This window comes from Streptomyces sp. KPB2, from assembly GCF_003950055.1.
Classification (GTDB): Bacteria; Actinomycetota; Actinomycetes; order Streptomycetales; family Streptomycetaceae; genus Streptomyces; species Streptomyces salinarius.
The window spans coordinates 2,169,627-2,188,272 of the sequence record NZ_CP034353.1 but is presented as its reverse complement, the minus strand read 5'-3'; the positions used below and the strand labels follow the sequence as shown (position 1 = coordinate 2,188,272).

Below are 18,646 nucleotides of genomic sequence, written 5' to 3'. Positions count from 1 at the left end.
GGTACGGCGGCTGCGGCCGCCTGTGAGGCCGCCCGTGAGGAACGGTCAGGCACCGTACCGGAACCGTCAGTTCCGCCTCCGCTCGGGCGCGACACGAACGGGTGAAGCGGTGGGCACACGTGTCGACCGCCGTCTCCCCCGGTAACCTCACACCCATGGCCTCACGTCCCTCCGCAGCCAAGAAGCAGCCCGCGAAGAAGGCGGCCGCTCCCGCGAAGGGTCCCGCCAAGAAGGCCGCCGCGAAGAAGGCACCCGCGAAAAAGGCGCCCGCCAAGAAGGCCGCGGCGAAGAAGCCCGCGCCCAAACCGGCTCCGAATCCCACCGGAGGCGTCTACCGGCTGGTGCGCGCGCTCTGGCTGGGCCTCGCGCACGGCGTCGGCGCCGTCTTCCGCGGCATAGGGCAGGGCGCCAAGAACCTCGACCCGGCCCACCGCAAGGACGGCGTCGCCCTGCTGCTGCTCGGCATCGCGCTGATCGTCGCCGCGGGCACCTGGGCCGACCTCAAGGGCCCCGTCGGCGACCTCGTCGAGATCCTCGTGACCGGCGCCTTCGGCCGGCTCGACCTGCTCGTGCCGCTCCTGCTCGGCGCCATCGCCGTACGCCTGATCCGGCACCCCGAGAAGCCCGAGGCCAACGGGCGGATCGTGATCGGTCTGTCCGCGCTCGTCGTCGGCGTGCTCGGCCAGGTGCACATCGCCTGCGGCTCACCGGCACGCAGCGACGGCATGCAGGCCATAAGGGACGCCGGTGGGCTGATCGGCTGGGGCGCGGCGACCCCGCTGTCGGCCACGATGACCGACGTGCTGGCCGTGCCGCTGCTCGTGCTGCTCACGGTCTTCGGCCTCCTCGTTGTCACCGCCACCCCGGTCAACGCGATTCCGCAGCGGCTGCGGCAGCTCGGGGTGCGGCTCGGCGTCGTCCACGACCCGGAGGCGGACGAGTACACCGAGGACGACGAGCGCTACGACGAGCAGTGGCGCGAGGCACTGCCCGCCCGGTCCCGCAAGCGCGCCCAACCGGCCGCCGAGCCGTACGACCCCGACGCGGCCGAGCAGGAGGCGCTCAGCCGGCGCCGCGGCAGGCCCCGGCGGTCCGCCGTGCCCCAGCCCGAGATGAACCGGCCGATGGACGCCGTGGACGTCGCCGCCGCCGCGGCCGCCGCGCTCGACGGCGCCGTCCTGCACGGAATGCCGCCCTCGCCGCTGGTCGCCGACCTCACCCAGGGCGTGAGCACGGGGGAGCGCGAGTCCACGACCCCGACGCCCACGCCCGTGCCGGCGGCGCGGCCGCAGCCGGGGAAGCTCAAGAAGGACGCCGCCAAGGCGCCCGCGGAGGAACCGGCGAGCGGTGGCGTCCCGGACCTGACGAAGACGCCGCTGCCCAAGGAGCGGGACCTGCCGCCGCGCGCCGAGCAGCTCCAGCTCTCCGGCGACATCACCTACTCCCTGCCGTCGCTCGACTCCCTCACGCGCGGCGGGCCCGGCAAGGCGCGCAGTGCTGCCAACGACGCCATAGTCGACTCGCTGACCACCGTCTTCACCGAGTTCAAGGTCGACGCCCGCGTCACCGGCTTCACCCGCGGCCCGACGGTCACGCGCTACGAGGTCGAGCTGGGGCCGGCCGTGAAGGTCGAGCGGATCACCGCGCTGACCAAGAACATCGCGTACGCCGTCGCCAGCCCCGACGTGCGGATCATCAGCCCGATCCCCGGCAAGTCCGCGGTGGGCATCGAGATCCCCAACACCGACCGGGAAATGGTCAACCTCGGCGACGTGCTGCGCCTCGCCGAGTCCGCCGAGGACGACGACCCGATGCTGGTCGCCTTCGGCAAGGACGTCGAGGGCGGCTACGTCATGCACTCGCTGGCGAAGATGCCGCACATGCTGGTCGCCGGCGCCACCGGCTCCGGCAAGTCGTCCTGCATCAACTGCCTGATCACCTCGATCATGATGCGGGCGACCCCCGAGGACGTCCGGATGATCCTGGTCGACCCCAAGCGCGTCGAGCTGACCGCGTACGAGGGCATCCCGCACCTCATCACGCCGATCATCACCAACCCGAAGCGGGCCGCCGAGGCGCTCCAGTGGGTCGTGCGCGAGATGGACCTGCGCTACGACGACCTCGCCGCCTACGGCTACCGGCACATCGACGACTTCAACCGCGCGGTGCGCGAGGGCAAGGTCAAGCCCCCCGAGGGCAGCGAGCGCGAACTCCAGCCGTACCCGTACCTGCTGGTGATCGTGGACGAGCTGGCCGACCTGATGATGGTCGCGCCGCGCGACGTCGAGGACGCGATCGTCAGGATCACGCAGCTCGCGCGCGCGGCCGGCATCCACCTGGTGCTCGCCACCCAGCGGCCCTCCGTGGACGTCGTCACCGGTCTCATCAAGGCCAACGTGCCCTCGCGCCTAGCCTTCGCCACCTCCTCGCTGGCCGACTCCCGGGTCATCCTGGACCAGCCCGGCGCCGAGAAGCTGATCGGCAAGGGCGACGGTCTCTTCCTGCCGATGGGCGCGAACAAGCCGACCCGTATGCAGGGCGCGTTCGTGACCGAGGAGGAGGTCGCGGCCGTCGTCCAGCACTGCAAGGACCAGATGGCGCCGGTCTTCCGGGACGACGTCACCGTCGGCACCAAGCAGAAGAAGGAGATCGACGAGGACATCGGCGACGACCTCGACCTGCTGTGCCAGGCCGCCGAGCTGGTCGTCTCCACGCAGTTCGGGTCGACGTCGATGCTCCAGCGCAAGCTGCGCGTCGGCTTCGCCAAGGCCGGGCGGCTGATGGACCTGATGGAGTCGCGGAGCATCGTCGGACCGAGCGAGGGTTCGAAGGCTCGTGACGTTCTTGTGAAGCCTGACGAGCTGGACGGCGTGCTCGCGGTGATCCGGGGGGAGTCTGAAGGCTAGGGAACGGGTAGGCGATGGGTTCCGCCGGAGTTCCCGCGGCATTCCTCCGGCGGAGGGTCGCGGCGGCCGGGCGGCCGATCGTGACTCACCCGTTAGGGATCATTGAGCAACCGTTTCCCCATGCCCTACGTCAAGTTGAGGGAAGTGACAAACAGGTAGTCCACCATCGGGGTGCCGGGCCATTCCGATGGCGTAAAGGTCGTACCGCCCGGTTGCCCCACCCCTTGGCACCCCTCCTAGACTGAACGCCCAGCACAGGCGGCTAAAACGCTCGAAAGGCGCCCCCGTGTCCAACGGCAACTCTCCCGAAGACGAGCGTCCGATCGAAGACGTGTCCCACGACGCCCCTGAAGACGTTTCCGAGGAAGCCCGACCCTCCGTCGGCCGTGCCCTGCAGCAGGCACGGATCGCCGCCGGGTTGACCGTCGACGACATCACCACCGCCACCCGGGTCCGCATCGCCATCGTGCACGCCATCGAGGCGGACGACTTCGCGCCCTGCGGCGGCGACGTCTACGCGCGCGGTCACATCCGCACCCTCGCCAAGGCCGTCGGGCTCGACCCGGCCGAACTGCTCGCGCGGTTCGAGGCCCAGCACGGCGGGCGTCCGGAGCCGACCGTCACCGCGCCCCTGTTCGAGGCGGAGCGCATCCGTCCCGAGCGGCGCGGACCCAACTGGACCGCCGCCATGGTCGCCGCCATCGTCGCCGTGATCGGCTTCGTGGGCTTCACCTTCGTCAAGGGCGGCGACGACGGCGGCAACGAGGCGAGTGTCGCCGAGGGGGCCCAGCCCTCGTCCGGCGAGTCCGCCTCGCCGAGCGCCAAGCCCAAGAAGCCCGCCGACCCCAAGCCGGAACCGAGCGACAGCGCCATCGCCGCCGCACCGGCGGACAAGGTGACCGTCAAGGTCAGCGCCACCGACGGGCGCAGCTGGATCTCGGCCAAGGACCACAACGGCCGCCTGCTCTTCGACGGACTGCTCGCCCAGGGCGACTCCAAGACCTTCCAGGACAACGAGAAGGTCAACCTCGTCCTCGGTGACGCCGGCGCCATAGAGCTCTACGTCAACGGCAAGAAGATCGAGGACGACTTCCAGCCCGGCGCCGTCGAGCGGCTGACGTACACGAAGGGCGATCCGCAGGTCGGATAGCGGATCGGGCGAGTGCTCCGGCACGGGGCCGGCCGGGAACGGCCAACCCCGTCGACGTGGGCTGTCCGCGGGACGAAGTAGTCTTGAGCCCATGCCTGAAAGCCGCACCGTCGCACTCGTCACCCTTGGCTGCGCCCGTAACGAGGTGGACTCGGAGGAGCTCGCAGGCCGTCTGGAGGCGGACGGCTGGAAGCTCGTCGACGACGCCGAGGAAGCGGACGTCGCCGTCGTGAACACGTGCGGCTTCGTCGAGGCCGCCAAGAAGGACTCCGTCGACGCCCTCCTGGAGGCCAACGACCTCAAGGGCCACGGAAGAACGCAGGCCGTCGTGGCCGTGGGCTGCATGGCCGAGCGGTACGGCAAGGAACTGGCCGACGCCCTCCCGGAGGCCGACGGCGTCCTCGGCTTCGACGACTACGCCGACATCTCCGACCGCCTGCAGACCATCCTGAACGGCGGCATCCACGCCGCCCACACCCCGCGCGACCGGCGCAAGCTGCTGCCGATCAGCCCCGCCGAGCGGCAGGAGGCCGGCGCCTCCGTCGCCCTGCCGGGACACGGTCCGACCGACCTCCCCGAGGGCGTCGCCCCCGCCTCCGGGCCCCGCGCGCCCCTGCGCCGCCGCCTGGACGGCTCCCCGGTCGCCTCGGTGAAGCTGGCCTCCGGCTGCGACCGGCGCTGCTCCTTCTGCGCCATCCCGTCCTTCCGCGGCTCCTTCATCTCGCGCCGCCCCAGCGACGTGCTCAACGAGACGCGGTGGCTGGCCGAGCAGGGCGTCAAGGAGATCATGCTGGTCTCCGAGAACAACACCTCGTACGGCAAGGACCTCGGCGACATCCGCCTCCTCGAGTCGCTGCTGCCGAACCTGGCCGAGGTCGACGGCATCGAGCGGGTGCGGGTGAGCTATCTGCAGCCCGCCGAGATGCGCCCCGGGCTGATCGACGTGCTGACCTCCACCGAGAAGGTCGTGCCCTACTTCGACCTCTCCTTCCAGCACTCCGCCCCGAACGTGCTGCGCGCGATGCGCCGCTTCGGCGACACCGACCGCTTCCTGGAGCTCCTCGACACCATCCGGAGCAAGGCCCCCGAGGCCGGTGTCCGCTCCAACTTCATCGTCGGCTTCCCCGGCGAGTCCGAGGCCGACCTCGCCGAGCTGGAGCGCTTCCTGAACCACGCCCGGCTGGACGCCATCGGCGTCTTCGGCTACTCCGACGAGGAGGGCACCGAGGCGGCGACCTACGGCGACAAGCTGGACGAGGACGTAGTCGCCGAGCGGCTGGCACGGGTCTCCCGCCTGGCCGAGGAACTGGTCTCGCAGCGCGCCGACGAGCGCGTCGGCGCGACCGTGTGGGTACTCGTCGAGTCCGTGGACCCCGCCGACGAGGGCGACGGCGTCCGCGGCCGCGCGGAGCACCAGGCGCCCGAGACGGACGGCCAGGTGCTGCTCACGAGCGGCGAAGGCCTGAGTGTCGGTCGTATGGTCGACGCGAAGGTGGTCGGTACGGAGGGTGTCGACCTGGTGGCCGAGCCGCTGCAGGGCTCGCCCGAGTGGAGTGAGGAGGCCGGCAGATGAGCGGAGTCCCGGCGTCCGCGGCGGGCGGCTCCTCCAGTGCGGCGCGCAGGACCGGGCCGCGCGGCACCGCGGGTCCGGCGCACGGACCGGCCGAGCGTACGACTCCGAGGGGTGCTGCCGTGGAACGGGACGCGGCGGAACGGGGCACGGCCGAGCGGGGCGCGACCGAGGGCGGTGCCGGCGGGCGCGGCGGCAAGATCGCGGCCGCCGCCGTCAACCAGGCGAGCCTGTGGAACGTCGCCAATCTGCTGACGATGTTCCGGCTGCTCCTCGTGCCGGTCTTCGTGGTGCTGATGCTCGGCAACGGCGGATACGACCCGGCCTGGCGCTCCTTCGCCTGGGCCGCCTTCGCCGTCGCCATGTTCACCGACCTCTTCGACGGGCATCTGGCGCGCACCTACAACCTCGTCACCGACTTCGGCAAGATCGCCGACCCCATCGCCGACAAGGCGATCATGGGGGCGGCGCTCATCTGCCTGTCCGCGCTGGGCGACCTGCCGTGGTGGGTGACGGCCGTCATCCTCGGCCGGGAACTCGGGATCACCGTCCTGCGTTTCGTGGTCATCCGGTACGGCGTCATCCCCGCCAGCCGGGGCGGCAAGCTGAAGACGCTCACCCAGGGCATCGCCGTCGGCATGTACGTCCTGGCGCTGACGGGGCCGCTGGCCACCCTGAGGTTCTGGGTGATGGCCGCGGCGGTCGTCCTGACCGTGGCGACCGGCCTGGACTATGTGAAGCAGGCCATTGTGCTGCGCCGCCGGGGAATCGCCGAACGCAGAGCGGCGTTGAAGGATGCGTCGAAGGAGTCGGAAGCTTGAGTTCCACGGCCGCCGACGTGGTGCGACTACTCACCGTCAGGGGCGAGACCCTGGCGGTCGCCGAGTCACTGACCGGCGGGATGGTCGCGGCCGCGCTCACCGCGGTCCCCGGTGCCTCCAAGGCCTTCCGGGGCTCCGTCACCGCGTACGCGACGGAGCTGAAGCGGGAAGTGCTCGGTGTCGACGGCGAGCTGCTCGCGGCACGCGGAGCGGTGGACCCGCAGGTCGCCGCCCAGATGGCGGCAGGCGTACGTACGAACCTGGGCGCCGACTGGGGCATCGCGACGACGGGTGTCGCAGGCCCGGACCCGCAGGACGGACAGCCCGTGGGGACGGTCTTCGTGGCCGTGGACGGGCCCCTGGGGGCCCGCCGGGGTCGCGCCGATGGCGGAAAAGTGGAGGCGCTGCGGTTGAACGGCGACCGCGCGGAAATTCGTATGGAGAGTGTACGGAGCGTACTCGCACTTCTTTTGAGGGAGCTTGCGAGCGAACAGACCGGGAATGAGCGGGCACAGGATACGGAACGGAACGGGGGGTTTTGATGTTTGCAGCCCTGAGTGAACACGACATCGCTCCCCGCACGGCCGCGGCGCGAGGCGGTACGGTGGGGCGTGAAGGATGCGGTTACACGGTCCGAGGAGGGAGCCACCGATGATTCTGCTCCGTCGCCTGCTGGGTGACGTGCTGCGTCGGCAGCGCCAACGCCAGGGCCGTACTCTGCGCGAAGTCTCCTCGTCCGCCCGAGTCTCACTCGGCTATCTCTCCGAGGTGGAGCGGGGGCAGAAGGAGGCTTCTTCCGAACTGCTCTCCGCCATCTGCGACGCGCTGGACGTACGGATGTCCGAGCTCATGCGGGAAGTGAGCGACGAGCTCGCCCTCGCCGAGCTGGCCCAGTCCGCTGCGGCCACCCCCAGCGAGACCGTTCCGGCACCGGTGCGTCCGATGCTGGGTTCCGTCTCGGTGACCGGTGTGCCACCGGAACGGGTGACCATCAAGGCGCCCGCCGAGGCAGTGGACGTCGTCGCCGCCTAGGCGCCCGAGAACGTGTGCGTGTGAGGCCCCGGCCCGGGGTCGCTCCGGTGAGCCGGAGCGACGCGGTCGGGGTTTTCGCGTGCCCGGGGGCGTCCCACGCGAGGTCGTGAGAGCCGTCGGCGGCGCCGGCGCCGGTTTGCCGGTGCGGGTCGGTGCGGTCATCGTGGAGGAGATGGCCGGGGGGCGAACCGACGGAGGCGTGCATGTACGTCGTCAAGAGCCCGTTGTCCGACGCGGACCTGAAGACCGTCTCCGAGGCGCTGCAGGGCGCCCTCGTCGACCTGGTCGACCTGGCCCTGGTGGCGAAGCAGATCCACTGGAACGTGGTCGGCCCGCGCTTCCGCTCCGTCCACCTCCAGCTGGACGAACTCGTCGGCACCGCCCGCACGCACTCGGACACCGTGGCGGAGCGTGCCTCGGCGCTCGGCGTCTCCCCGGACGGGCGGGCCGCGACCGTCGCCGTGGGCAGCGGGATCGACGTGACGCCCGAGGGCTGGGTCGACGACACCGCCGCCGTACAGACCATCGTGGACGCGCTGGGCGCGGTGATCGGGCGGATGCGCGAACGGATCGCGGCGAGTGGCGAGCCCGACCCCGTGAGCCAGGACATCTTCATCCAGATCACGGCCGATCTCGAGAAGCAGCACTGGATGTTCCAGGCCGGAAACGGATGACGCGGGATGGCGGCGGCGCGCACGGCCCGCCGGACGGCCGCGCTGGGCCTCTGTGCGCTGTGGTGGTGGGCGGTGCTGCGGCTGGCGCTGGAGCCCGGTGCCGGGGTGCTGGAAGGGGCCGTCGCGGTCGGCGGCTGGGGGCTGAGCGTGCTTCCGGTGCACTGTGTGCCGCGGCGCCGGGCCGTGGGGGCCCTGGGACCGGGGCGGTGGCGGCGGGCTCTGCGGCGGGCCGTGACGCGAGGGCCTGACCCGGCGCCCGACCCGACCCGGCCCGGCGGCGCGGGCCTTTACGGCGGACGCCCCGGGGAGTAACGTACAACCAAATGGTTGTAGATGAAGGGATCGAGGAAGCGGAAGCGGGCACGGACCGCCTGTTCCAGGCGCTGGCCGACACGACCCGCCGCGACATCCTGCGCCGCTGTGCGCGGGACGACCTGTCGGTGTCACGACTGGCCGACGCCTACCCGATGAGCTTCGCCGCCGTGCAGAAGCACGTCGCGGTACTGGAACGGGCCGGCCTGGTGGCCAAGGAACGCCGCGGACGGGAACAGATCGTGCGGGCCGAGCCCGACGCCCTGGACCGGGCCAGGCGAGCCCTGGACGGACTCGAGGCCGCATGGCGCGGACGTGTGGAGCGCATGTCCGGCCTGCTCGCCGAGGCGCCGGAAACCGAACCCGAAGCACAGCAACCGACGGAAGGACAGAGCCGATGAGTGTCACCAGCCTGGACAAGGATCCGGACAACCTGACCCTCACCCTGGTCGCCGACTTCGCCGCCCCCGCGGAACGGGTGTGGCAGCTGTGGGCCGACCCCCGGCAGCTGGAACGCTGGTGGGGACCGCCGTCCCACCCGGCGACGGTGGAGGAGCACGACCTGACCCCCGGCGGGGACGTCACGTACTTCATGACCGGCCCGGAGGGCGAGAAGTACCGCGGCTGGTGGCGGGTGGCCACGGTCGACGCACCACGGTCGCTGGAGTTCACCGACGGGTTCGCCGACGAGGACGGGGTGCCGAACGCCGCGATGCCGACGACCGCGAACCGCGTGACGCTCACCGAGCGCGACGGCGGCACCCGCATGGAGATGCGGGCGGTCTTCGACACCCGGGAGCAGATGGACCAGCTCATGACGATGGGCATGGACGAGGGCATGCGCGAGGCGGCCGGCCAGATGGACGCCATCCTCGCCGCCGGCTGAGCCGTCCCACGGCTCCCACGGCTGGCTCCCACGGCTTCCCGGCGGTTCCTCAGCGGCTTCCGCGGTGGGCCGACCGGTGTCGTGTTCGTGCGCCCCCGGGGCCGCCCGGGCGGGGCGCGGGTCCTGCCTGGCAGGTCGGGCACCAGTACGTGGGGCGCTCGCGGGAGCCGTCGCCCTGGTCGGCCACCCGGACCGACGTGCCGCAGCGCAGACACGGGCGGGGCGCGCGGCCGTACACGAACAGGTTGTGGCCGCGCAGGCCCGTCGTCCGGCGGACCGGGCGGTCGCGGTTGGCCTCCAGGAGTTCCCGCGCGAGCGCGGGGAGCCGCGCGGCGCGGTCGGCGGGCAGGTCCCCGACCGGCAGCCAGGGGGTGACGCCGAGGAGGAAGCAGAGCTCGGACTTGTAGACGTTGCCGATGCCGGCCAGATTGCGCTGGTCGAGCAGGGCCTCACCGATCGGCCGCGCCGGGTCCGCCCGCAGGTTGTCCAGCGCCCGCGCCGGGTCCCAGTCGGGGCCGAGCAGATCGGGGCCGAGATGGCCGACGGCGCGCTGCTCGTCGGCGGTGCGCAGGATCTCCAGCACCGGGAGGCGGTAGCCGACGGCCGTGCGGTCGGCGGTGGCGAGGACGACCCTGATCTGGTGCGCGGGTCCGCCGCTCCAGCGCTGACCGGACGCGAACACCTTCCAGGAACCGTCCATGCGCAGGTGCGAGTGCACCGTCAGACCGCCCTCGACACGGGCGAGCAGGTGCTTGCCGCGCGGGGTGACGTCCAGGACGGTGCGGCCGGTCAGATCGACCGTGGCGTACCGGGGGACGCGGAAGTCGCTGCGGGTCAGCACCTTGCCCGCGAGGGCGTCGTGGAGCCGTCGCGCGGCCTGTAGGACCGTGTCGCCTTCGGGCATGGTTCAAGGGTGACAGGGTCACGCCCTGATGCGCAGACCGCGTGGAGTGGCGACGAAGCCCGCTCCCTCCAGCAGCGGTCCGAAGGGGGAGGTCAGGGCCGCCGCGCCGTTGACCCGTTCCACCGTGACCGTGCCGAGCGAACCGGCGCGTGCGGCCTCCGCGAGGGCCTGCGCCGCGGCTCGCAGCCCCGGATCCTCGGTGGGCAGCCGATCGGGGTCGGAGGGCCACAGCAGGAGGGTCTTGCCGCCGCGTTCCACGTAGAGCGCGGGCTCGCCCCCGACGAGGACCACCAGGGAGCCCGCCTTGCGGCCGGGCTTGTGCGTGGCACCGGCAGGCGGCTCGGGCCAGCCGAGCGCCGCGCCGTAGGCGTTCGCCGGGTCGGCGGCGGCCAGGACGACGGCCCGGGGCCCGGCGGGGGTGCGATCGCGCCGGCCGGGGAGTCCGGTGTCGTACGGGCCGCGCGAGCCCCCGTAGCCGCCGTGACCGTGCCCGCCGCCGCGGGGACCGCCGGCGCCCGGCTCGGCGTAGTCGCGCGGCGAGATGTAGTCGCCCCGGGACGGTGAACGGCCCAGGCCGTCGGGGTCGGCGAAGACGTCGTCGAAGTCGTCCGGGGGCCCGGCCGGGGCCGGGCGGCCCCCTGGACCTTCCCGGCGATCGGGGACGGAGCCGCCGGCGGGGTCCGGGGCGCCGGGGCCGCCGCCGGACGCGGAGTCGCGGAAGTCGCCGGAATCGCCGACGTGGCCGGAGTCCCCGAAGGGGGCGGAGGGGTCGAAGGGGTCGGAGGGGGCGAAGGGGGAACCGGCGACCGGTCCGGCGGGGCCCCCGGAGGGGTGGCCGGGGCCGAAGGCGCCGCCCGTGGAGTCCGCCGGAGGGGGCGAGTCGTCACCGCGCTCTCGGGCGTTCGCCACCGCACGCAACCGGTCCACGGCCCCCTCCATGGCGAACTGCGCCGCGCCCAGCCCCTCCACGACATAGCCGCGCCGGGCCTGCCCGCTCTCCTCGAAGGCGGCCAGGATCCGGTACACCGCCGAGAAGCCGCCCTCCACGCCCTCCGCGGCGACGGCGCCACGGGTGACCACGCCGTGCCGGTCGAGCAGGGTGCGGGCCAGGGCATGGGCCCGCACCGTCCCGTCCGCCTCGCGCTCCGGGAGCAGCGACCAGCGGCCCGCGACCGTCGGCGGGCCGGTGCGGGACGCCGGGCGGGCGGCGGCGGTGAGCGAGCCGTACCGCCCCCGGGGCACCGCGCGCTTGGCGCGGTGGGCGGTGGAGCCGGCGGTGCGCCCGGAGCCCAGCAGGGAGCGCAGGGGCGCCAGCGTGTCGTTGGTCAGCCGTCCGGACCAGGCCAGGTCCCACAGCGCGTCGGCCAACTGCGGATCGGTGGCCTCGGGGTGGGTGGTGGCGCGGACCTGGTCGGCGATCTGCCGGAAGAACAGGCCGTACCCGCCCGAGAGGATGCTCAGGACGGACTCGTGCAGGGCGGTCGTCTCCAGCGGGTGCGGGGGCGGCAGGAGCAGCGGGGCCGCGTCCGCGAGGTAGAGGGAGACCCAGCCGTCCTTGCCGGGCAGGGAACCCGCCCCCGCCCACACCACCTCACCGGCGGCCGTCAGCTCGTCCAGCATCGCCGGGTTGTAGTTCGCCACCCGGGAGGGCAGGACCAGCTTCTCCAGCGCGGACGCGGGCACGGAGGCGCCCTGCAGCTGCTCGACGGCGCGGACCAGCCCGTCGATGCCGCGCAGCGTGTGTCCCTTGCCGATGTGCTGCCACTGGGGGAGGAACTGGCCCAGCGCGGCCGGCGCCACCGGCTCCAGCTCGTGCCGGAGCGCGGCCAGGGAACGACGGCGCAGCCTGCGCAGCACGGTCGCGTCGCACCACTCCTGGCCGATGCCGGCCGGATGGAACTCGCCCTGCACCACCCGGCCCGTCCCGGCGAGCCGCTGGAGGGCGCCCTCGGTGACCGCCACGCCCAGACCGAAGCGGGCCGCCGCGGTGACCGACGTGAAGGGGCCGTGGGTGCGGGCGTGCCGGGCCAGGAGGTCGCCGAGCGGGTCCTTGACCGGTTCCGTGAAGGCCTCCGGCACACCGACGGGCAGCGCGGTGCCCAGCGCGTCGCGCAGCCGGCCCGCGTCCTCGATCGCCGCCCAGTGGTCGGCGCCGGCGATCCGCACCCTGATCGCGCGGCGGGCCGCGGCCAGCTCGAGCGCCCACTGCGGCTCGGCGCCACGCTCGGCCAGCTCGGTGTCCGTCAGCGGGCCGAGCACCCGCAGCAGGTCGGCGACGCCCTCGGAGTCCTTGACGCGGCGGTCCTCGGTGAGCCACTGCAGCTCGCGCTCCAGCTCGGTGAGCACCTCGGCGTCGAGCAGCTCGCGCAGCTCCGCCTGGCCCAGCAGCTCGGCCAGCAGCCGCGAGTCCAGGGACAGGGCGGCGGCCCGGCGCTCGGCGAGCGGCGAGTCGCCCTCGTACAGGAACTGGGCGACGTAGCCGAAGAGCAGGGAACGGGCGAACGGGGACGGCTCCGGGGTGGTGACCTCGACCAGGCGGACCTTGCGGGCCTCCACGTCGCCCATCAGCTCGACCAGGCCGGGGACGTCGAAGACGTCCTGGAGGCACTCGCGGACCGCCTCCAGGACGATCGGGAACGAGCCGTACTCGCTCGCCACCTCCAGTAGCTGCGCCGCCCGCTGCCGCTGCTGCCACAGCGGGGTGCGCCTGCCGGGGCTGCGGCGCGGCAGCAGCAGCGCGCGGGCGGCACACTCGCGGAACCTGGAGGCGAACAGCGCCGAGCCGCCCACCTGGTCGGTGACGACCCGGTCGACCTCGCCCTTGTCGAAGACGACGTCGGCGGCGCCGACGGGTGCCTTCTCGGCGTCGTACTCCAGGCCCGGCTTCGCGGGGTCCTGGTCGAGGAAGTCCAGGCCCATGAGGTCGGCGTCCGGCAGGCGCAGCACGATGCCGTCGTCGGCGTGCATGACCTGGGCGTCCATGCCGTACCGCTCGGTCAGCCGGGCGCCCAGGGCGAGGGCCCAGGGAGCGTGGACCTGGGCGCCGAAGGGGGAGTGGACGACGACCCGCCAGTCGCCCAGCTCGTCCCGGAAGCGCTCGACGACGATGGTGCGGTCGTCGGGGACGTGGCCGCAGGCCTCGCGCTGCTCGTCGAGGTACGCCAGCACGTTGTCCGCGGCCCAGGCGTCCAGACCCGCGGTGACCAGACGCAGCCGGGCGTCCTCCACGGAGAGGGAACCGACCTCGCGCAGGAACGCGCCCAGCGCCCGGCCCAGCTCCAGGGGGCGGCCCAGCTGGTCGCCCTTCCAGAACGGCAGCCTGCCCGGCACGCCCGGCGCCGGGGAGACCAGGACCCGGTCGCGCGTGATGTCCTCGATCCGCCAGGAGCTGGTGCCCAGCGTGAAGACGTCGCCCACCCGGGACTCGTACACCATCTCCTCGTCCAGCTCGCCGACCCGGCCGCCGCCCTTCTTCGGATCGGCACCGGCCAGGAAGACCCCGAAGAGCCCGCGGTCCGGGATCGTGCCCCCGGACGTCACCGCGAGCCGCTGCGCCCCCGGGCGGCCGGTGACCGTGCCGGCGATCCGGTCCCACACCACGCGCGGACGCAGCTCGGCGAAGGCGTCGGAGGGATAGCGGCCCGCGAGCATGTCCAGGACCGCGGTGAAGGCCGACTCCGGGAGGGAGGCGAACGGGGCGGCACGGCGGACGGTGGCCAGGAGGTCGTCGACCTGCCAGGTGTCCAGCGCGGTCATCGCCACCAGCTGCTGGGCCAGCACGTCCAGTGGGTTGGCGGGGATCCGCAGGGCCTCGATGGCGCCGCTGCGCATCCGCTCGGTGACCACGGCCGACTGCACCAGGTCGCCGCGGTACTTCGGGAAGACCACGCCCGTGGAGACCGCGCCGACCTGGTGCCCCGCGCGGCCGACGCGCTGGAGGCCGGAGGCGACCGAGGGCGGCGACTCCACCTGGACGACCAGATCGACGGCGCCCATGTCGATGCCCAGCTCCAGACTGGAGGTGGCGACGACGGCGGGCAGGCGGCCCGCCTTCAGGTCCTCCTCGACGAGGGCGCGCTGCTCCTTGGAGACCGAGCCGTGGTGGGCGCGGGCGATCACGGGCGGTGCTCCCTGGGCGGCACCGGAACCGCCCATCAGCTCGGCGGGGGAGTGGTGCTCGTCCAGGGGCTCGCCGGTGGCCCGCTCGTACGCGATCTCGTTGAGCCGGTTGCACAGGCGCTCGGCCAGCCGCCGGGAGTTGGCGAAGACGATCGTGGAGCGGTGCGACTGGACCAGGTCGGTGATCCGCTCCTCGACGTGCGGCCAGATCGACGGGCGCTCCGCGCCCTCGTTGCCGTCGGCGACCGGGGAGCCGCCCAGCTCGCCGAGGTCCTCGACCGGGACGACGACGGACAGGTCGAACTCCTTGCCCGACTCCGGCTGCACGATCTCGACCCGGCCGCGCGGGGCGAGGAACCGCGCGACCTCGTCCACCGGGCGGACCGTCGCCGACAGACCGATGCGCCGGGCCGGCTTCGGCAGCAGCTCGTCCAGCCGCTCCAGGGTGAGCGCGAGATGGGCGCCGCGCTTGGTGCCCGCGACCGCGTGGACCTCGTCCAGGATCACCGTTTCGATGCCGGTCAGCGCCTCGCGCGTGGCCGACGTCAGCATCAGGAACAGGGACTCGGGCGTGGTGATCAGGATGTCCGGCGGCCGGGTGGCCAGGGCGCGGCGCTCGGCGGCCGGAGTGTCGCCGGACCGGATGCCGACCTTGACCTCGGGCTCGGGCAGACCGAGGCGCACGGACTCCTGGCGGATGCCGGTCAGCGGGCTGCGGAGATTGCGCTCGACGTCGACGGCCAGGGCCTTGAGCGGGGAGACGTACAGGACGCGGCAGCGCTTCTTGGGGTCGGCGGGCGGGGGCGTCGAGGTCAGCTGGTCCAGGGCGGCGAGGAAGGCGGCCAGGGTCTTGCCGGACCCCGTGGGGGCGACCACCAGCACGTCCGAGCCCTGCGAGATGGCCTGCCAGGCGCCCGCCTGTGCGGAGGTGGGCGCGGAGAAGGCCCCCGTGAACCAGCCGCGGGTCGCGGGGGAGAAGCCGTCCAGGGCTCGGTGTGCGGAGCTGACCATGGATCCATCGTGCACCCGGCCACTGACAATCGGCCCGCGCCGGGCGTACGGGCGGGGGCGGGGTCGCGGAGCGGCCTGCTCCCGCAACCGGGCGCGGGGCGCCCGACCCACGGCCGGGTCTGGTGCCGGGTGCACCGCGGCCGCCGCTCGGGGCCGGGTGTGGTTGGCGGAGACTGCCGTCGCCCGGGGGCCGGGTGCGGTTGGCGGAGAATGGGGACATGGCGGGATCGGGTGAGCGGGCACGGCACTGGCGTTACGCGGAGCTGCCCGACGTCGACCTGCTCCGTGCCCAGTACATACGGAAGACCTTCGTGCGCCACACGCACGAGCACTTCGTCATCGCCGCCATCGCCGACGGCGTCGAGATCTTCCACCACGGCGGGAGCGACCAGTACGCCGGAGCCGGCTCGCTCGCCCTGGTCAACCCGGACACCCCGCACACCGGACGGGCCGGAGTGCCGGAGGGCTGGCGGTACGGGGCCGTCTACCCGGCGCCCGAGCTGGTGGCCGGGATCGCGGCGGAGACGACGACGCTGCGCGGCACGCCGGGGTTCGTCCGGCCGGTGCTCGACGACCCGTACACCGTCGAGCTGGTGCACCGCGTGCTGCGCGCCGCCGACGACGGGAACGCGCTTGCCGCCGACACCCTGCTGCGCGTGGCCGTGACCCGGCTGCTGCGGCTGAACGGCGGCCCGCTGCCACGGCGCCGGGTGCCCACCGCCGGGGCCGGGACGGCGGCACGCGCGCGTGCCGTGCTGGAGGAACGGATGGCCGACCCGCCGAGCCTTGAGCGCCTCGCCGGGGAGCTGGGGAGCAGCCCGTTCGCGCTGCTGCGGGCGTTCCGGGACGCCTACGGCATGCCGCCCCACACCTGGCTGACGGACGCCCGGGTGCGTCGGGCCCGGCGGCTGCTGGACACCGGGACGTCCCCGGCCGAGGCCGCCGTCGCCGTGGGGTTCACCGACCAGCCGCACCTCAACCGGCACTTCGCGCGCATCGTCGGCGTGCCGCCCGGCGCCTACCAGCGGGAGCGCAAGAACGTACAAGACGCGCGGCGGAAGCCCCTCCTACCGTTCGAGGCGTGACCGAACAGACAGCCCTTCCCGACGCTCCCGACGCGGGTGTCGCCGGCGCCAAGCCGGACACCGCCGTCGTGCGGGACGCCCTCGGGGTCGGAGTCGCCGTCGGACTGTCCGGGTTCGCCTTCGGGGTGACCTCGGCCGGCAGCGGACTCACCCTCGCCCAGACCTGCGCCCTCAGCCTCCTGGTGTTCACCGGGGCGTCCCAGTTCGCGCTCGTCGGCGCGCTCGCGGCCGGTGGCAACCCGCTCACCGCGGCGGCCGGGGCCTTCTTCCTCGGCGTGCGCAACGCGTTCTACGGGCTGCGCCTGTCGCAGTTGCTGGCACTCCCGCGCGCGGTGCGGCCGTTCGCCGCGCAGTGGGTCATCGACGAGACGACCGCCGTGGCCCTCGCACAGCCCACACGGCGCGCCGTACGCATCGGGTTCACCGTCACCGGACTCACCCTGTACGTCCTGTGGAACCTCACCACCCTGCTCGGCGCGCTGGGCGCGGAGGCCATCGGGGACACCGACGCCTGGGGTCTCGACGCGGCCGGCCCCGCGGTCTTCCTCGCGCTGCTCGCGCCGATGCTGAAGGACACCACCGAGCGCACGGTCGCCGCCCTGGCCGTCCTCCTGGGACTCGGTCTGTTGCCCGTGCTGCCCGCCGGCGTGCCCGTCCTGGTGGCGGCGCTGGCGGCGCCCGTCGTCCTCTGGGCGCGGGGACGCCGCGCGCGTGGCGCGGGAAGCGGCGAGGAGGAGGGGAGCGATGAGCGTATGGATCGCGATCGGCGTCACCGCGGTGGGCTGCTACGCCGTCAAGCTTCTCGGGCTGCTGGTGCCCGCGGGCGCCCTGGAACGCCCCCTGGTCCGGCGGCTCGCCGCGCTGCTGCCCGTCGCCCTCCTCGCGGCGCTCACCGCTCAGCAGACCTTCGCCGACGGACAGGCACTCGTGCTGGACGCGCGGGCCGCGGGAGTCGCCGCGGCTGCCGTCGCGCTGCTGCTGCGTGCGCCGTTCCTGCTCGTCGTCGCGGCCGCCGTGGTCGTCACCGCGGGCGTACGGGCCATGGGCGGCTGAGCTGCCCCAGGCTCCAGGCCCCCGGGCAACAGACCCCAGGCCCCAGGCCTCAAGCCCCCGGCCCTAGGCCCCAGGCCCTCGGCCCCAGGCCCTCGGCCCCAGGCCCCTGGCCCGGCAGGTCAGCCGAGGGGGCGGCCGTACGCCCGGAGCGTGCGCAGGGCCTCGATCGTCACCCGGCCGCGGGCCTCAAGCACCGGGGCGGGTGCCCAGCGCGGCCGGCGGGCGGGCCAGCCGCCGTCGTCCTCCTGCTCGGCCGCGAGGAAGTCGAGGGAGCGGGCCATCTCGGCGTCCGTGAACCACGCGCGCGCGAGCGAACGCGGATCCCGCGCGTAGTCGTGCGGGAATCGGTGCCCGCCCGGGGCATGGCCGGGGGAGAGCGGGTACGCGTCGAGATCGTCCGGATCCAGTACGGCGAGGCGCCGCTCGCGCACCAGGCGGCCCAGCCGGTCGGCCGCGGCCTGCGCGCGCGGACGGTCCGGAGCGGTGTCCAGAAAGGCGACGGCGGCCTCGATCTCGTCCGGGCGCGACGACTCCAGTGACTCCGCCGCCTGCCAGCAGAAATCGGTGGCGCGGAACAGCCAGGCGTGCCAGACCTCGTTGCCGTGCAGCAGGCCGACCACCGCACCGGTGGCGAGCAGCTCACCGGGCGGATCGGTCACGACCGGTACGAAGGGCGCGGTCAGCCCCGCCTCCCCGCCCGCCCGCAGCAGCGGCAGGGCACCGTCCGGGGTGGAAACGGAGGTCAGATAGCGGCACACGCGCTCGGCCCGCTGCCCGCCGCAGCGGCCGACGGCGTCCAGGACGCGCAGGGCGCGTGCGGTGTGCAGCGGCTGACTGACCGGACCGCGCAGGTCGGGGTCCAGCGCGTGGCCGTACCCGCCGTCCTCGTTGCGGTAGGCGTCCAGCGCCGTCTCCACCGGGTCGGGGGTCCCACCGCGGAAGTGGTACGCGAACAGCCGCTGCTCCAGCACGCGCGCGTTGAGCCACACGAAGCGCTCCGCGCGCGCGAGCGGTGAAAGTGGGTCCGGGGTGCGGGGGGTCGCGGGTGGCGGGATCGCGGGGAGTGCGGACGCTCCGGTTTCGGCCATGGGACAGACCGTAGGCCGGAAAGCGGTTCCGTCAG

The 18,646-nt window shown here is 73.5% G+C and carries 14 protein-coding genes and 2 pseudogenes; 13 read left to right on the top strand and 3 right to left on the bottom strand.

Annotated elements, in window-relative coordinates; all coding sequences use genetic code 11:
* Positions 1-155 precede the first annotated feature (155 nt).
* From D1J63_RS09390 to D1J63_RS09345, 10 genes are all read left to right on the top strand, one after another.
* A complete protein-coding gene (locus tag D1J63_RS09390) occupies positions 156-2,906 on the top strand; it encodes a DNA translocase FtsK (protein WP_206436761.1) in 2,751 nt (916 codons plus the stop codon).
* 286 nt (positions 2,907-3,192) lie between these two features.
* Positions 3,193-4,056, top strand: a complete 864-nt coding sequence (locus tag D1J63_RS09385) for a helix-turn-helix domain-containing protein (RefSeq protein ID WP_125628550.1) — start codon at positions 3,193-3,195, stop codon at positions 4,054-4,056.
* 91 nt (positions 4,057-4,147) lie between these two features.
* Positions 4,148-5,629, top strand: coding sequence for a 30S ribosomal protein S12 methylthiotransferase RimO (gene rimO, locus D1J63_RS09380; RefSeq protein ID WP_125628549.1), 1,482 nt, complete (start codon positions 4,148-4,150; stop codon positions 5,627-5,629).
* Positions 5,626-6,447, top strand: coding sequence for a CDP-diacylglycerol--glycerol-3-phosphate 3-phosphatidyltransferase (pgsA, locus tag D1J63_RS09375; protein WP_125628548.1), 822 nt, complete (start codon positions 5,626-5,628; stop codon positions 6,445-6,447). Before rimO ends, pgsA begins: the two co-directional genes overlap by 4 nt.
* Positions 6,444-6,989, top strand: a complete 546-nt coding sequence (locus D1J63_RS09370; RefSeq protein WP_125628547.1) for a CinA family protein — start codon at positions 6,444-6,446, stop codon at positions 6,987-6,989. The genes pgsA and D1J63_RS09370 overlap by 4 nt, the downstream gene beginning before the upstream one ends.
* Positions 6,990-7,098: 109 nt before the next feature.
* Positions 7,099-7,479: a helix-turn-helix transcriptional regulator gene (locus D1J63_RS09365; protein WP_007387871.1), complete on the top strand. Its 381-nt coding sequence runs from the start codon at positions 7,099-7,101 to the stop codon at positions 7,477-7,479.
* A gap of 203 nt (positions 7,480-7,682) precedes the next feature.
* Positions 7,683-8,153, top strand: coding sequence for a DNA starvation/stationary phase protection protein (locus D1J63_RS09360; protein WP_102929331.1), 471 nt, complete (start codon positions 7,683-7,685; stop codon positions 8,151-8,153).
* 6 nt (positions 8,154-8,159) lie between these two features.
* A complete protein-coding gene (locus tag D1J63_RS09355) occupies positions 8,160-8,465 on the top strand; it encodes a hypothetical protein (RefSeq protein ID WP_240798564.1) in 306 nt (101 codons plus the stop codon).
* 11 nt (positions 8,466-8,476) lie between these two features.
* A complete protein-coding gene (locus D1J63_RS09350; RefSeq protein ID WP_125628546.1) occupies positions 8,477-8,866 on the top strand; it encodes a metalloregulator ArsR/SmtB family transcription factor in 390 nt (129 codons plus the stop codon).
* Positions 8,863-9,351, top strand: coding sequence for an SRPBCC domain-containing protein (locus tag D1J63_RS09345; protein ID WP_102929333.1), 489 nt, complete (start codon positions 8,863-8,865; stop codon positions 9,349-9,351). The genes D1J63_RS09350 and D1J63_RS09345 overlap by 4 nt, the downstream gene beginning before the upstream one ends.
* Positions 9,352-9,400: 49 nt before the next feature.
* Here D1J63_RS09345 and D1J63_RS09340 read toward each other — a convergent pair whose 3' ends face one another.
* On the bottom strand, positions 9,401-10,255 hold the full coding sequence (locus tag D1J63_RS09340; protein WP_125628545.1) for a DNA-formamidopyrimidine glycosylase family protein: 855 nt from the start codon (positions 10,253-10,255) through the stop codon (positions 9,401-9,403).
* 18 nt (positions 10,256-10,273) lie between these two features.
* On the bottom strand, positions 10,274-15,385 hold the full coding sequence (locus D1J63_RS09335) for an ATP-dependent helicase (RefSeq protein ID WP_125628544.1): 5,112 nt from the start codon (positions 15,383-15,385) through the stop codon (positions 10,274-10,276).
* Between the two features lie 218 nt (positions 15,386-15,603).
* On the opposite strand from D1J63_RS09335, the pseudogene D1J63_RS09330 reads away from it, so the two are divergent.
* From D1J63_RS09330 to D1J63_RS09320, 3 genes and pseudogenes are all read left to right on the top strand, one after another.
* A pseudogene (locus D1J63_RS09330) lies at positions 15,604-16,599 on the top strand (AraC family transcriptional regulator).
* Positions 16,539-17,180: pseudogene (locus tag D1J63_RS09325) on the top strand (AzlC family ABC transporter permease); the annotation flags it as partial. The pseudogenes D1J63_RS09330 and D1J63_RS09325, both read left to right, overlap by 61 nt.
* Positions 17,181-17,214: 34 nt before the next feature.
* A complete protein-coding gene (locus D1J63_RS09320) occupies positions 17,215-17,523 on the top strand; it encodes an AzlD domain-containing protein (protein ID WP_102932689.1) in 309 nt (102 codons plus the stop codon).
* Positions 17,524-17,642: 119 nt separating this feature from the next.
* On the opposite strand, the gene D1J63_RS09315 is transcribed toward D1J63_RS09320, so the two are convergent.
* Positions 17,643-18,611, bottom strand: a complete 969-nt coding sequence (locus tag D1J63_RS09315; RefSeq protein ID WP_164712772.1) for a hypothetical protein — start codon at positions 18,609-18,611, stop codon at positions 17,643-17,645.
* Positions 18,612-18,646: the final 35 nt, after the last annotated feature.

What these genes read in the sequence shown, in the direction of transcription:
- D1J63_RS09315 (WP_164712772.1), bottom strand. Translation starts at nt 18,611, where the DNA reads ATGGCCGAAACCGGAGCGTCCGCACTCCCCGCGATCCCGCCACCCGCG.
- D1J63_RS09340 (WP_125628545.1), bottom strand. Translation starts at nt 10,255, where the DNA reads ATGCCCGAAGGCGACACGGTCCTACAGGCCGCGCGACGGCTCCACGAC.
- rimO (WP_125628549.1), top strand. Translation starts at nt 4,148, where the DNA reads ATGCCTGAAAGCCGCACCGTCGCACTCGTCACCCTTGGCTGCGCCCGT.
- D1J63_RS09365 (WP_007387871.1), top strand. Translation starts at nt 7,099, where the DNA reads ATGATTCTGCTCCGTCGCCTGCTGGGTGACGTGCTGCGTCGGCAGCGC.
- D1J63_RS09345 (WP_102929333.1), top strand. Translation starts at nt 8,863, where the DNA reads ATGAGTGTCACCAGCCTGGACAAGGATCCGGACAACCTGACCCTCACC.
- D1J63_RS09360 (WP_102929331.1), top strand. Translation starts at nt 7,683, where the DNA reads ATGTACGTCGTCAAGAGCCCGTTGTCCGACGCGGACCTGAAGACCGTC.
- D1J63_RS09335 (WP_125628544.1), bottom strand. Translation starts at nt 15,385, where the DNA reads ATGGTCAGCTCCGCACACCGAGCCCTGGACGGCTTCTCCCCCGCGACC.
- D1J63_RS09350 (WP_125628546.1), top strand. Translation starts at nt 8,477, where the DNA reads ATGGTTGTAGATGAAGGGATCGAGGAAGCGGAAGCGGGCACGGACCGC.
- D1J63_RS09355 (WP_240798564.1), top strand. Translation starts at nt 8,160, where the DNA reads ATGGCGGCGGCGCGCACGGCCCGCCGGACGGCCGCGCTGGGCCTCTGT.
- D1J63_RS09320 (WP_102932689.1), top strand. Translation starts at nt 17,215, where the DNA reads ATGAGCGTATGGATCGCGATCGGCGTCACCGCGGTGGGCTGCTACGCC.
- pgsA (WP_125628548.1), top strand. Translation starts at nt 5,626, where the DNA reads ATGAGCGGAGTCCCGGCGTCCGCGGCGGGCGGCTCCTCCAGTGCGGCG.
- D1J63_RS09390 (WP_206436761.1), top strand. Translation starts at nt 156, where the DNA reads ATGGCCTCACGTCCCTCCGCAGCCAAGAAGCAGCCCGCGAAGAAGGCG.